The 13,358-nt window shown below is 52.6% G+C and carries 12 protein-coding genes; 5 read left to right on the top strand and 7 right to left on the bottom strand.

Features of this window, described 5'->3' with window-relative positions; all coding sequences use genetic code 11:
* Positions 1 to 352: 352 nt before the first annotated feature.
* Positions 353 to 967: a hypothetical protein gene (locus JJB74_RS22170; RefSeq protein WP_200595532.1), complete on the bottom strand. Its 615-nt coding sequence runs from the start codon at positions 965 to 967 to the stop codon at positions 353 to 355.
* Positions 968 to 1,256: 289 nt separating this feature from the next.
* Between JJB74_RS22170 and JJB74_RS22165 the strand changes: the two genes are divergently transcribed.
* Positions 1,257 to 3,755 carry a hybrid sensor histidine kinase/response regulator gene (locus JJB74_RS22165; protein WP_200595531.1) on the top strand — a complete coding sequence of 833 codons (2,499 nt, stop codon included), beginning with the start codon at positions 1,257 to 1,259 and terminating at the stop codon, positions 3,753 to 3,755.
* Positions 3,756 to 3,761: 6 nt separating this feature from the next.
* On the opposite strand, the gene JJB74_RS22160 is transcribed toward JJB74_RS22165, so the two are convergent.
* Entirely contained in the window at positions 3,762 to 4,817 is a 1,056-nt protein-coding gene (locus JJB74_RS22160) for a sensor histidine kinase (RefSeq protein WP_325170154.1), read from the bottom strand.
* A gap of 438 nt (positions 4,818 to 5,255) precedes the next feature.
* Between JJB74_RS22160 and JJB74_RS22155 the strand changes: the two genes are divergently transcribed.
* Positions 5,256 to 6,755 (top strand): sensor domain-containing diguanylate cyclase, encoded by a 1,500-nt coding sequence (locus JJB74_RS22155; protein WP_200595528.1) that lies wholly within the window; start codon positions 5,256 to 5,258, stop codon positions 6,753 to 6,755.
* A gap of 541 nt (positions 6,756 to 7,296) precedes the next feature.
* Positions 7,297 to 7,704 (top strand): hypothetical protein, encoded by a 408-nt coding sequence (locus JJB74_RS22150; RefSeq protein WP_200595526.1) that lies wholly within the window; start codon positions 7,297 to 7,299, stop codon positions 7,702 to 7,704.
* Positions 7,705 to 7,845: 141 nt separating this feature from the next.
* Here JJB74_RS22150 and JJB74_RS22145 read toward each other — a convergent pair whose 3' ends face one another.
* The 3 genes from JJB74_RS22145 to JJB74_RS22135 all read right to left on the bottom strand — a co-directional run bounded on the left by JJB74_RS22145 (position 7,846) and on the right by JJB74_RS22135 (position 10,412).
* Positions 7,846 to 8,145, bottom strand: coding sequence for an H-NS histone family protein (locus JJB74_RS22145; protein WP_200595525.1), 300 nt, complete (start codon positions 8,143 to 8,145; stop codon positions 7,846 to 7,848).
* Positions 8,146 to 9,399: 1,254 nt separating this feature from the next.
* Positions 9,400 to 9,771 (bottom strand): BPSL0761 family protein, encoded by a 372-nt coding sequence (locus JJB74_RS22140; protein WP_200595523.1) that lies wholly within the window; start codon positions 9,769 to 9,771, stop codon positions 9,400 to 9,402.
* Between the two features lie 65 nt (positions 9,772 to 9,836).
* Complete coding sequence (locus JJB74_RS22135) at positions 9,837 to 10,412, bottom strand: hypothetical protein (protein WP_200595522.1); 576 nt, start codon at positions 10,410 to 10,412, stop codon at positions 9,837 to 9,839.
* Positions 10,413 to 10,736: 324 nt separating this feature from the next.
* Here JJB74_RS22135 and JJB74_RS34210 point away from each other — a divergent pair, with 324 nt between their 5' ends.
* Positions 10,737 to 10,976, top strand: a complete 240-nt coding sequence (locus tag JJB74_RS34210; protein ID WP_200595520.1) for a helix-turn-helix domain-containing protein — start codon at positions 10,737 to 10,739, stop codon at positions 10,974 to 10,976.
* Positions 10,977 to 11,753: 777 nt separating this feature from the next.
* Here the strand turns inward: JJB74_RS34210 and infA are convergent.
* A complete protein-coding gene (gene infA, locus JJB74_RS22125; protein WP_200595518.1) occupies positions 11,754 to 11,972 on the bottom strand; it encodes a translation initiation factor IF-1 in 219 nt (72 codons plus the stop codon).
* A gap of 36 nt (positions 11,973 to 12,008) precedes the next feature.
* The gene (locus tag JJB74_RS22120; protein ID WP_200595516.1) at positions 12,009 to 12,413 is read right to left on the bottom strand and encodes a hypothetical protein; all 405 of its coding nucleotides are present in this window, start codon (positions 12,411 to 12,413) and stop codon (positions 12,009 to 12,011) included.
* A gap of 121 nt (positions 12,414 to 12,534) precedes the next feature.
* On the opposite strand from JJB74_RS22120, the gene JJB74_RS22115 reads away from it, so the two are divergent.
* Positions 12,535 to 13,257, top strand: coding sequence for an HAD domain-containing protein (locus JJB74_RS22115; RefSeq protein WP_200595515.1), 723 nt, complete (start codon positions 12,535 to 12,537; stop codon positions 13,255 to 13,257).
* Positions 13,258 to 13,358: the final 101 nt, after the last annotated feature.

Genomic DNA, 13,358 nt, shown 5'->3' with positions numbered 1-13,358 from the left:
TCGGGTTGGGCAAGACGTTTCTTGTTAAAAAAATTGTCCAGCATTAAGCGCCGTAAGAACGATGGGTGCCCTGACTTTTGCGAGCGTCCTTCCTACTTAGTAATGTGATTCAGCAGAAAGAGCAACATAGCCGGCGTCGCGGACAGAAGTCGCCGCCAAATAAGGAGGAATGCAACATTGGGAAAGTGCGTTGCAGATCACGCCTGAAGGGAGGCGATGGGAGTACGCGACGTTCAGAGCGAGTGCTGTTGAGCGGTCTGGAGCATGTACTGAGCCCTATGGTTACTGCTTCTGCAGCCTGTGCCGGGCCTGCAAACTAGGAAAGCGGTATAAGGCAACTGGTATGGCGGTTTTACTCAGAGAGTTCACGAGGTGAGCCGTCACTGCTCGTCCAGCGGAACGTAACAGAGGGTGCAGTTTGCATTTTGCCCTTTTTCATTATTGTAGATACATAGCGAGTGACCCTTAGGCCACCAATCTGGAGAACAGACGCATTCTTCTCTGCTTGTTTTGCAAAAATTCCGCATAAGAGCTCGTGAGAAAGGTCATTCTCAATGATGTCAGAATAGTCCTGAAGCAGCTCTTGCATTCTTCTTATCCGCAGAGCCTTTTCCCTTGTCTTTTCTCGTAATTCTGATTCGGAACCGATATAGAGAAGTATTTCCGGCGAGACTTGAATTTCAGTTTTACCCGGATAACGCAGGGGTAAAATTTCTTCCTTATACAGGTCGACGAATACGCTAGCGCCGAAAGGAGTGACTAATATCTGATACGTATTTTTGTCCCATGACAGTGCCTCGCGAAATTGCTGCGCTGTAGCAAAGAAAGCATTTGGCACGATGAAACCGGTAGGTCTGAAGGTTTCGAATAGTATGCGTATTTGGGGAAGCACACGCTGTGGGGAGACGCCATTTAACCCACGCAGCACATTGTTAAGAGGCATCAAGAAGTCTTTGTCAATCTGCATGCTTGGTTCTCTGAAAGGGGCACACGGTAATGCTATAGCTGTCTTTGTTGCATCATATTGACTAACATTGATAAAGCACGACATCAATGTCGTTTCCGCTCCATATCTACGCTTCGTGAAATTAGCACTGAGGCCGCCTGCGAAACGTCAAGAACCACAAAGACCCCGAACCAAATTCAAAGCCGGTTTGAAACACACGCTGAGGCGTCAAGCCAGGGCTTGGTACCAAAAACCCGCCGCAAGCCTAATCCCGTAGTGACGCCATGGTCGGATATGCGCAGACTCTAATGTGCAGCTTGGCGGAAGCGTCAAATCTGGAAGCGCCCGATATACTTTCCAGATTTTTATTGCAACCGGCGCCAATTGGCTGATTATGAATTCAAGCGAAGCTCCGGAATTTGCATTTCTCTCCGACGGCGGCGGGATGGGCGAGTTAATGCGGAAGCACAATTGGGTGCAGTCGCCGTTAGGGTCTCCTGCGTCATGGCCGCAATCGCTACGCACTGTCGTCGGACTATTGCTTCATTCCAAGTTTCCTATGTTCGTTGCTTGGGGACCGGAACTGAGCTGCCTGTACAACGACCCACATACGGAAATTCTCGGAACTAAACATCCGGCAGCGCTTGGCCTGCGTCTCCAAGACATCTGGGCTGAAATATGGGATGACATTCATCCAATCGTCGTTCAGGCAATGCAGGGAAACGCCACTTACCACGAGAACCTGCCGTTGACGGTTCTACGAAGAGGTGCCCCGGAGCAGGCATGGTTCACCTTTTCGTATTCTCCGGTTCATGATGAGAGTGGAAAAGTAGCCGGTATGTTTTGTGCGGTCGTGGAAACCACTGACCAGGTACTCGGCGAGCGCCATCGCGTTGAGGAGCTCGTACGCCTACGTCAACTGGTTCAAAAGGCACCTGGTTTCATAGCCGTTTTACGTGAGCCGTCTCATGTCTTTGAGATTGCAAACGACGCCTATCTGCAGCTTATAGGGCACCGCGACATCATTGGCAAACCGGTGCAAGAGGCATTGCCAGAACTGGAAGGTCAAGGCTTCTTCGAAATCCTTGACCGTGTGTATGCCACTGGGGAACCCTTTATCGGACGCGAGCTGCCTGCGATGTTGCAGCGGCAACCTGAGGGCCGCTTGGAACAGCGATTTGTCAGCTTCGTCTACCAGCCCACTATTGACCATCGGGGCAACGTTTCTGGCATCTTCGTCGAAGGTAGCGATGTCACCGAAACCGTCAGGGCACACCAGGCCCTACGAGAGAGCGAGCAGCGGCTCCGCCAACTCGCCAATACGATTCCACAGCTTGCATGGATGGCGAATCCCGACGGCTGGATTCACTGGTACAACGACCGTTGGTATGAATACACCGGCACATCTCCCGAAGAAATGGCAGGATGGGGATGGCAAAAGGTCCACCATCCGAACACTCTGCCCGCCGTTATGGAACAGTGGAAAACAGCCATCGCAAGCGGAGAGATTTTCGAAGCGTCGTTCCCTTTGCGCGCCGCTAACGGAGAGTACCGAACCTTCATGACCCGCGCAGCGCCGTTGCGCGATACCGCCGGCAACATCGTCCAGTGGTTCGGCGCAAATACGGACGTGACTCCTATCGAGCAGGCCCAACATGAACTACGTGAGGCCAACCACCGCAAAGATGAATTTCTTGCGATGCTCGCGCACGAATTACGTAACCCACTCGCCCCTATTACTTCGGCAGCTAACCTGTTGAAGGCGGCAACGCTTAATGAGGTTCTGGTACGCAAAACGAGCCAAATCATCTCGCGACAGGCCGAACATATGGCCGCCCTGATAGATGACCTGCTTGATGTTTCGAGGGTAACACGCGGCCTTGTTACGCTAGACAAAAGGGGGGTAAGCCTCAACAGTGTACTTACGGAGACTGCTGAACAAGTCCGGCCTCACGTCGAAGCAAGACATCATCACTTCGAGCTGGAGTTACCTGCCGACCCGCTTTTCGTGCAAGGCGACAGAACGCGGCTTATTCAAGTCTTTTCCAATCTTTTGCACAATGCGGCGAAGTACACTCCCGAAGGGGGACACATTGCCCTAAACGCCAATACAGCCCATGACCAAGTTGTAATCACTGTGAGTGACGACGGCGTCGGGATACGGCCTGCTCTACTGCCCTACATCTTTGAGCTGTTCACCCAGGCAGAAAGGTCGCCGGACCGCTCCCAAGGCGGTCTAGGGCTTGGCTTAGCGTTGGTGAAAAGCTTGGTCGAACTGCATGGTGGCCAGGTGGCGGCGCACAGTGAGGGCGCAGGCAAAGGAAGCGTGTTCACCGTATGTCTGCCGCAGGCAAACGCAGAACAGACGCCCCTTGCACAGAGCGACCGAAAGAGCGGGATTCCGCGCCTTGGTGGCGAAAAGCGGATACTGGTCGTTGATGACAACAAAGACGCGGCCGAGATGCTTTCCTTACTGTTGGAGGCGGCAGGCTATGCAATTACCGTGGCTTACAGCGCTCACGATGCGCTGTCGGCCGCACAGCGTGACTCTCCTTCCATTCTGTTCCTTGATATTGGTTTGCCGGACATGGATGGCTATGCGCTTGCGCGAAAGTTGCGCAGCCTTCCTGAATTCTCGCGCTCGTTGCTAGTTGCGGTAACCGGGTATGGCCAGCCTGAAGACAGGGACCGCGCGCTGCAAGCAGGATTCAACTACCACTTGGTCAAACCCGTGAAAATGTCTGATGTTCTGAATGTGCTCACGGAGAACGAGTACCACGGTGCCCCTACAGGCGGCACCACAGCGTAGTTTGTCTCACGCGCTTTCTGCCCGTCGAGGAGCCATGCGTGGCAGGCGCACCGTGAACCTTGTTCCTTCAGCCTCACTTGATGCTGCTGTGATAGTGCCGCCGTGCGCGGTCGCAATCTCTCGCGCGACGAAGAGTCCAAGGCCGAGGCTTGTCTTCGGCCTGGCAGCGCTGTCGGAGCGCCTGGCTAACTGGACTAGCGGGTCGAAGATTGCCTGAAGCGACTCTTCTGGGATGACGGCACCGAAATTCTGTACTTGTATGCTCAGCGTGTCGGCGTGGCTCTGCGCCGACATGACCACAGCACTGCCTTCGCTACGGTATTGTGCCGCGTTCAACAGCAGGTTGGTGACTAGCTGATGCAGGCGCACGCTATCGAACGAACCCGTCAGGTCGTCTTCCGCATGAAGATGAAACGGACAACCGGGGTAGACGGCGCGGGCGCCTTCCAAAGCGGTATCGCACACGTTGCGCAGGTCGCCTTCCTCGGGATTGATGGGAATGCTCGAGCCGAGCTGGGTTCGTGCAAATTCGAGCAGGTCTTTGATAATCTCGCCCATCATCCTCGCGCTACGGTCGACCATAGCCCCAATGTCGAGATGCTGGTCTTCCGACAAGTCGCGTCGTTTGAGCAATTCGCCGGCCGAAACCATCGTCGCCAATGGTGCGCGTAAATCGTGCCCGAGAATCGCCAGGAACAGGTCGCGGGTGCGAGCCATCTGCTCCGAATACGCTACTACCGATTCAGCCAGCGCCTGGTCAATCGCTTCACTGAAACGGATGACATCCTCGGTGACTTCTTCACTGCCAGCGGCATTGCCCGGCAGCCAGAGGCGCAGGACAGTAGCCCGAAGAGCACGGTACTCCGCCGTCAACTGCAAATAGGTAAAACCACTCCAGTGCCGCAACGAACCGTGTGTCGAAGCGGCGCTCTCGAAGGCATCCTGCAAGCCAGCACCGCGGGACTTTGCATATTGTTCCGAAGGTGTCTGCTCACTGTCGATATTGTCGGCGATAGCGGACAGGATTTCGACTGCGTCGTCGCGCAATGCCAAGTTCGACATGGATGTCGCCGCCGGAAGTTGCGTACGGGCGAATGATTCCCACTCTACAACAATGTCTTGAATGTGCTCACGAATGAAGCGAGACAAGGTCACTGCGTCCTCTCAGAAGTCGCTGCAGTTAGGCACGTATTTTAGGCCAACAGTGACAGCGGGTCATCAGGGAAGATTGACCATGCGTCGCCTAGATTCAGCCAGTGCGCGCCTGCTATGCGCCGTTGTGGTTAGCTTAGGAACACTGAACGATGTCCATAACAGCCCTTGTGTACGGCACAGCTATTTGCGCATTTTCGTTGCCGGTAGCAGCGCTACATGACCGGTTCGAATTGCGCTCTACCCCTTAGCGCCGGAATATTGCATCAGAGGATACAGGACGTGTAGGAGGGTAAAATCAGAGGTTCACCGCGCGGTCCTGGCAGACCGCACACGACAAGAAATCCCATGACGAGACGCCCTCTGAAGCTTAAAGCGGTCCTGCTTTCCCTACTCATTGCTGTCCTGCTGATAGGCTCAACATCGCTGGAAATCCTGCTGGACTACCGCGCTACCGAACAACGCAGCTACGAGACGGCGACAGACATCGCTCGTGTCGTCGAACGGCAAACGCGGGATACTGTTACCTATGTCCAGCAGACGCTGGATGCAGTCGCAACCGTGCTTCGAAATACGGGCGGCGTGGAGGGTGTTCGCCGGCCAGCCAACTGGGAAATCGTCCGCTCATACTGCGTCACACTCATTGGCTGTGGTGCTATAGGAGTGATTACCCCGGACGGCAAGCCTCATATACAAACGCGCAAAGTCGATATCAACGTCGGCGACGTGTCCGACCGTGCCTACTTTCGGCGGGCGGTGGAAACTCGCAAGCTTTATATCGACAAGGCCATCGTGTCACGTCTGCCCGGCTCCCCCATTCTGTTCACTGTTTCTAAGCCCGTGTACGACTCACAAGGCGACCTGATTGCTGTGGTCGCCATCGGTATGGAGACAAGCCAGCTCACTTCGTTCTATTCGCTTTTTGGCTTTGCCTTAGCTCCGACGATTTCGATTTACAAAAGGGACGGTGACCTCGTGGCGCGCAACCCTGGGATGTCCCAGCATGTTGGCAAGAGCGACGCTAAAAGCATGATGTTCACAACGCTTTTACCGAAGGCGCCGTCCGGCACTTATGACTCATTGTCACCCATTGACGGCAAGCGGCGGCTCGCGGCTTACCGGTTCCTTCCGGACTTGGACCTCGTCATCTTCTCCGGCATTGAAAGGCCGGTAGCGTTCGCCGCGTGGAAAGTGCGCTCCCTGCGCCGAGTGACAATTATGTTAGTGACGTTGGCCCTAATAGGCGGAGTCCTCTCTATTGCGTACCGTGCCCTTGTGGCGCAATCTCAGCTGCGCCAAGAGAACGACCAACTCGATGACTTGGCGACACATGACCCTCTGACCGGCATCGGCAACCGGCGACTGTTTGAGAGGACGCTCAAGCGAGACTGGGGCAAGCACTGCCGCAGCGGGGCGCCGCTATCAGTCGTACTCATTGACGTCGACTTCTTCAAACCCTTCAACGACCATTACGGCCATCAGGCAGGCGACGCCTGTCTTCGCCGAGTTGCCCAGACGCTGGCTCGCAGCCTCCAACGGGAGGGTGACATGGTCGCCCGCTACGGCGGCGAAGAATTTGTTGCGGTGCTCGACTGCGGACGCGAGGGCGCACTTCTTATGGCGGAACGGATGCGGCGCCGGGTCGAGGCGTTGGAAATCCCACATGTTCGTTCGGGGAACGGCCCGTTTGTTACAGCTAGCTTCGGCGTCGCCAGCACCGAAAACGCGCGGTTGCATGACGCAGAGGAGCTCGTTGTCTTGGCGGACAAGGCGCTCTATGCAGCGAAGGCCGCGGGTAGAAATCAAGTGTCCGCTGCGCGGTTGTCTTCCTCGGACGCATCAGAGTAGCGGCTTGGGTGACTGGTAAGAATTTATCGTGGTTTGTAGAGTGGTACGGGGATATAGGGGCGAGACCGCGAAGGAACACCATAGGCAAAGTGATAGTGTTTGTTCCGGTCTTGGTCGGAGACCGCACTTCTTCACGAGCAAGGTGACAGTTTTTGTTCAGACGACCCACCAGTAGACGACTATCGAAGCCCGTCGAGGAGCAAGGTGATAGTTTTTGTTCTCTCGCCGTGCGGTAAACCCAAGTTTTGGGTCCCTTTGGGACAATTACTATCACCTTGCCTACCAATCCGGGCCATGTTGTTACCTATAGACTCCGGATAGCATACTTCTGGGGGCGACGCGGAACAATTCCTATCACCTTGCCCCGAGTAGACCGCTGTCACCGCACCGACAAAACCTCAACCTCGAAGGTCAGCGTCGAATTTAGCGGAATCACACTAGGAATGCCTGCCACTACGGTACACCGTATCAGCGTAGTCCTTAAATCCACAGGGCATAACGACATTTGTTAGTTATTCGCCGTTGATTTTATATAAGCAACATGGAAGATTCTGAACATCCGGCTTTTCCTATGATGGGGATAATATTGATAATTGTCCCCTTTGCTTTTGGTATTCTAATGTTGGTTTTAGCCAGAGCGAAATATGAAAACCCTTACTCAGAAATTGCGAACTGTCAGTTGAGTGAGACCGGGGAAAGAATCGCATCAAAGCAAGTTATTGGAACGCTTGAACTTACATCTGGCATATTCGTCGTTAAGGACGAGCACAACCGCCTCACCGCGTTAGCAAGGTGCGGTAAATACTATTGTTCAGGGCCGTATCATGAGCTAGAAGAGAAGAGGCTGCGAGAGCAAATCAAAGTATCCTTTTGCGGGAAAGCTTTGATGCAGATAGATTTTGCCGACGACTCAACAATATATCCCCCGCTTGCAAGCGAAAGACGTTGAGCACGCGTGTGTCAGTAAAACGATGCATCCAATTACTTGGCTGGCTTGCTGTATGCGGATGAACTGGATGGTGGAGGGAAAGACGAAGCTTTAGATTTGTCTTTCCCTTTCTTGCTTGTAACCTATGTTGCGAGCGTACCGTTACGCTACGCGGAACTGCTCTTTGTCTTTTCCATGCAGCCAGCCTGGCATGCGGCCACGGCCAGACCAGGTATTGCCATCATTGTCACGGTATTGCACCTTTCCTTGCGCCTTCGATTTTGCGCCCTTACCGCTCTTCTTGCCTTTCGATGCGCCCTGGATGTCTTCAATCGACAGGTCGTAATCAGCCATCAACGTGCGGATTTGCTCAACTGCACCTTGCACTTCTTTAGCGCGGGCTTCTTCCGCTGCGCGTTGCAGTTCAGCGATTTGATTTTGGATGTCTTTATACGTTGCCATTATTTTCTCCATGTTGAAAAAAGGCATCAATAAGCATTGCCTTTTCTATGATTTACTTGCGGTCGCCTTGGCTTTTTAATTTCTTGGGCACCACGCAAGCCGATGAAACGGAGAGGAAGTGTAATGGATTTATGACAAGTGCGCCAATCAGCAATATGTGAAAGCTTGTGTAGCTTCTATAAATCGCTGACCAACGTTTTAAATCGCTCTAAATAATGGAGCGATTTTTCAGTGCTCTTTGTGCTTACGCCCTATCTGAAGGAAATTCACATCTGCTGGGTGTTAGGCACAGCCAACATCCATACGATGACCGCCGTAGTGACCCAACTGGGGCGTCCAAAACCAGGTAGGTCGCCCTAACCGAGGTAGTCAAAGGCTGGAAAGGGGAACTACGCCCGATACATATAGCGCGTAGGTGGTTCTGACCTTCCGCCCATTGAAGTTTCTCGCCTTCTCATGGTTGCGATAACTCACGCTCTTAATAGAAATGCCCGCATGTAGCGGGCACTTTTCGAGCGTAGACAGATTACGCCTTGTTTTTTCTTGCTGATTTGCGCAACCTTGCAGCAGCGCCCAGAATTCCAAGAACAAACAGCGTCCTGCCACCTCTTATCATGAGGACAAACGGACATTAGCGACAAATCACTTTTTCACACACGGCGAGCACGACCTCTTACTGTCGTGACTACAAGGCGCTACGAGTGGGGCTCCACGAATGACGGCGACAATGAACGTCAGACCTGCTACTGCAGAAACAAGCCCAAGTCCGTAAAAAATCCACGATGAGTGTTCGACAATCCAGTTGAAGATGAAGCCATCATCATTCGTAGAATTTGACTCGTCTTCTTCCCGTTCATTTTTAGGCATGTTCGACCTTCACTTTGTGAAAACTCTGCCATGTACTTCCTGTGAGCAGCTTCGTCGAAGTTCGCGGAGTCGAATTCCATGCCTTCATCCTACATCTCCTCGCGCGCAGGTGAAAGTGGTGGTAAAGGTGGTACGCCCATCGCGTCTAGCACTTCGCCAAGGCGACCTTTTTCCGGCAATTCACTAACCTCGACTAAAGTCAGTTTCCTTATCCTCCGTTTTCTCATCTGCACATGCCTCCAAAGAATTAGGCCACAGAAATTGAGGTGAATACCGGTATTGCCACTTTTTACTGCCAAATTTTTGCGAGCTAAAAGAGCAGTTGTGACGCCAGATTTTTACAGAGGGACCAGGCCGCATTTTCCTTTTATAAGTCTGACCCAGAGTTTAGTGAATGTTCTTTAGTAAGATAAAGACTAGGGCTGCACCTGCCAGCGCCGTGACGGCAGCAATGGCGTAGAGAATCCAAGAGGCATTATTAACGAGCCAATCAAAGACGGTGTTGCCTCTCCTTTCGTCAATTGCATAGACCATATTTTTCGTATCGAACTTGATACCCGTATTTGGCATTCCATACCAGATGGGGCATGCAAGTCCAACAATCTGCATATCGCCGGTGCTTGGATAATGTCGCAGCAGTATTTCTGCTCGCCCTCGAATTTCTTTTGGCACGTCAGACTCAGACCGCGGGTGGGCTAGTGCTATCAAAAATTCTCTCGTATCGAGGACAGCCTGTGTTCTTTCATTTGCAGTAGTCATACTATGTTGTTAAGCTTTTTAGGGATGCCGCAACGTACTATGCTACTTAGAGATAAGGCGGCTTCCTATGAATCCTCGTATGTCCTTATTGCCACATCCTCCCGAAATTGCGCCCACGGGAAATTTCGGTAAGACCTAGCCTCAGCGATTACTTTTTCCAATTCGCCGCGAGCCAAGGCAGCAAGCGGTGTTTTATAGCCGCATGAATGCAATCTTTTGAGGAAAAACCAGAATTTCCCATCCCCGACCCCGTTTAATGCCTGAGACACTGCTTCGACGGAAGCTGTATCAAAATGCGGGTCAACGAAAAAATCCGGGTAATAATTCTCATGGCGCTTTTGATGCAGAATTTTCGGTATTTCGAATATGCGACCGGAGCGAAGCTTTTCCTGAAGCTCATCTCGAGTAATGCCTGAGCGTGCTAGAAATTCTTCTGTGTTTACGGTTTCGAAATCTCCGGCAACTCGCGAGTGATATGTGATTACACCCTCGTTGCTTGATTTTCCATAGGTGGATTCCTTTCGCCCAATCTCATGAGAATCTGCGACGCCGCGGGTCAAACTCAACATGAATTTGATAAGGTTGGCTTGCTGGCTTTTACTCATTCCTGCGGTTGCCATATTGAACGCATCCTTACTCATCTTTGTGTCTGGTTTTGTACGCACTTCCGGCGTACTGGTGCGGTAGGCAGTCGCTCCAGTCGAGAAGAATGCGTAGTATTTAAGGAGTTGAAGGGACGGCATAAAAATTCTTACAAGAAGTGCCTAATCGCTATACAAAAAATACTGCTCTCAACATAAACGCCCGGGCGTTGCTAAAAACTGGTTAGTTGAGGATGGACTCAGTAGTCTCTGTCGACCGTGGGTTGACCATTTTATCGCACAATATTTTGTGGCACAAAATATTGTGTAGATTTGCCAAGCTGACACCGGCAGACTGCCGACAAAAATTTGTCGGACTTTTTAATGAATCGGGTAGAGGCGCTTGGTGTAGCAATCAAGGAGGCACGGGCCAAGAAGCAGCTCTCGCAGGAGAAACTCGCCGAGCTAGCCAAACTCCATAGGAACTCTGTCGGCTTGGTTGAACGGAATCTGACTAAGCTCGCAGTCGACTCACTGTTCGCAATCGCAGACGCCCTAGGGACGACTGCAGCTGAATTGGTTGCTCGTGCCGAAACGCTAGCTGGAGACGACCGGTCTCTCTAGGATGCGGTTAGGACTCGTTGCAGTATTCCCTGACAGAGATGTCTATCTCCTCACACTGATGTCTTCCGCCGACAAGATTTAGGCCGTCGAAAATAATAACCGCCGCTATACGTCCGTACACGGGGCTGCGCATCCCTTTTCTCTAAGTGGATGTGCATCTACTGCTACTGGAGACGCGCGTATGACGACGAAGTACCTAGATATCGATGAGCTCGCCGGAGTGCTGGGCTGTAAGGCCGAAACTATCCGCACAAACCTTAAGCGCCGCCCTTGGGCAGTCCCGCCCAACATGCACATACCAGGCACAAGGATGCTCCGGTGGCGAGCTGTGGAAGTCCAAATCTGGCTCGATGAAAGGCGAAGCTCTCCGTGAAGCAGTTACTTCGTTAGAGGGAGAAGTTGTAAGGTTAGCTGGCTTTAGGTTTCAACAGCGTTTTGAGAACTGCTAGACGCTTTCTAGCTTCCTCTGGCGTAGTCGCCTGGAACGCTTCAGGACGCGTTAGCCCGAGAACTTTTGCGACGTTTGATACATACGCTCTGCGCGACCTGACTAGCCTCAACAGGCTTCCTCAACAGATGCTGCGCCGACCTCTGCAATAAGCGATTCAAGCGTTCTACGGCCTGTTCTGAAGACGAGGTTGGCGAAGAGTCTTGGACAATTATGAATACTATGAAACCTGTTCATAGTATTCTCAACTGTACTTTCTCTTTGCATTACATAGGCTTGTACAAGCGATTGCACAATGTATGAATAATTTCGGGGGCAGAGGGTTCATGCTATTTTGTTCGGAAAGTAATCCGGGCTTTACTGATGTCATAAGGCGACATTTCCACCGTTACTTTGTCGCCAGCCAAAATGCGAATATAGTTTTTGCGCATTCTCCCTGAAATATGACCGAGCACGACATGACCGTTTTCGAGTTGGATCTTGAACATTGTATTGGGCAAGCTTTCAAGTACGCGTCCCTCCATTTGAATTACATCGTCTTTTGCCACGAAGGTTCCTTTTTGATTGAAGTTGATTCAACCATTCTAAGCGGTGTCAACACGCCACAGGAAGATATCTAAAAACCGGCCACGGCGCGTGAAATAACGATATCTCAAGGAAAGCTTCCGCAATGCACGCATGCTGATGCGTTGGCTGAACACATACTCGGTGCAAAGCATGAGTCCTAGTGGGATGCGCTGTCGGTGTGGCTGAACCACCAAACCCGATCCAAGCTTGCGCAGACCTGCGCGGGCCGCCGACTGTTCTGGGAATATTTGAAGCGCGTCGAAAGTGACACCTACACTTAAATCTCCCTCGCACATATCCTTTCCAGTGCTGCGGCAAATGCCACCCCCCGCAATTGATGTCGAGATCCCGGTGCGTCCGTTCATGGAAATTAGCCGCGGCGTTCTTGGCGCCAATGCATTGGCCTCGTCATCGACGATCACGTAAGCGTCCGTTTCAGTGTCCTTGCGCGAAACGCAGTCTAAGATCGATTGATGCCTGCCGACGACAGCGCGCCATACGAAGTGGCTGCATGTCAGTTCCCATACCGGGGATTCAAAACGCGTGAAACGTTTTGAAACCTCGGCACGCTGCACCGGTGCGGCAGGGCGAGATACTCGTTACACTCAACGCATGAGCAACACTACAAGATCAGCGAAAAAACCCTCGAAGGCGCCTCCGGAGCAGCTCGCCTTTGATTTCGAAGCGACGGACGAGTCTGAGATTACAGGCAGCACGCTTGATGAAGAAGCGTCCGCCGATCAGCAGAAGGTCATCGCTGGCGCGCTGAAGTCAGAAGAAGCGACGCGGTGCGGACTTCGTGCTCTCTTCTTCGACATCGATGGGGTCCTGCATCCAACTGGCATCGCTTACGAAGATGAAGCCGGCGGCATCTACTGCGATCCGGATGATCAGCGGTTCATTTGGGCTGCCATTCTCGCCGAGCTGCTTGAGCCGCACCCGGACGTCGTTCTTGTATGTCATTCAACTTGGCGGCACCGGCTCGGTTTCCGCGGCTTGCGCGCGATCCTTCCGCCCGAGCTGGCCGAGCGTCTAATTGGCGTGACGGATCTGTACGTCGGCCGCGAGGAATCGATCCAGGCATACGTTGCCCAGCACGGCATCGCCGCGGACGCTTACGTGATCATCGACAACGAGCGCGGTGCTTTCACGGCCGGTACGTCTCAGCTCGTGCACGTCAATAGCAGCACCGGCATCTCGACGCCTAAAGCAAGGGCGGCGATCGCGACCGCACTGGAGAGACTGCGCAATTCAAAGGATGAGTAGACACCATCGCGTCGAAGTTCATGTTGTTAATTTGGTAACTTTATATAAGAAAGCCGTAGCGCACCCTAGAATAGACGCTACCGTAAAAGTCACGCTTTCTA

This window comes from Noviherbaspirillum pedocola (assembly GCF_016632335.1).
In the GTDB taxonomy this organism is placed as follows: domain Bacteria; phylum Pseudomonadota; class Gammaproteobacteria; order Burkholderiales; family Burkholderiaceae_D; genus Noviherbaspirillum_A; species Noviherbaspirillum_A pedocola.
The sequence above is the reverse complement of the archived record's forward strand: the minus strand, read 5'-3'. Positions and strand labels throughout refer to the sequence as shown.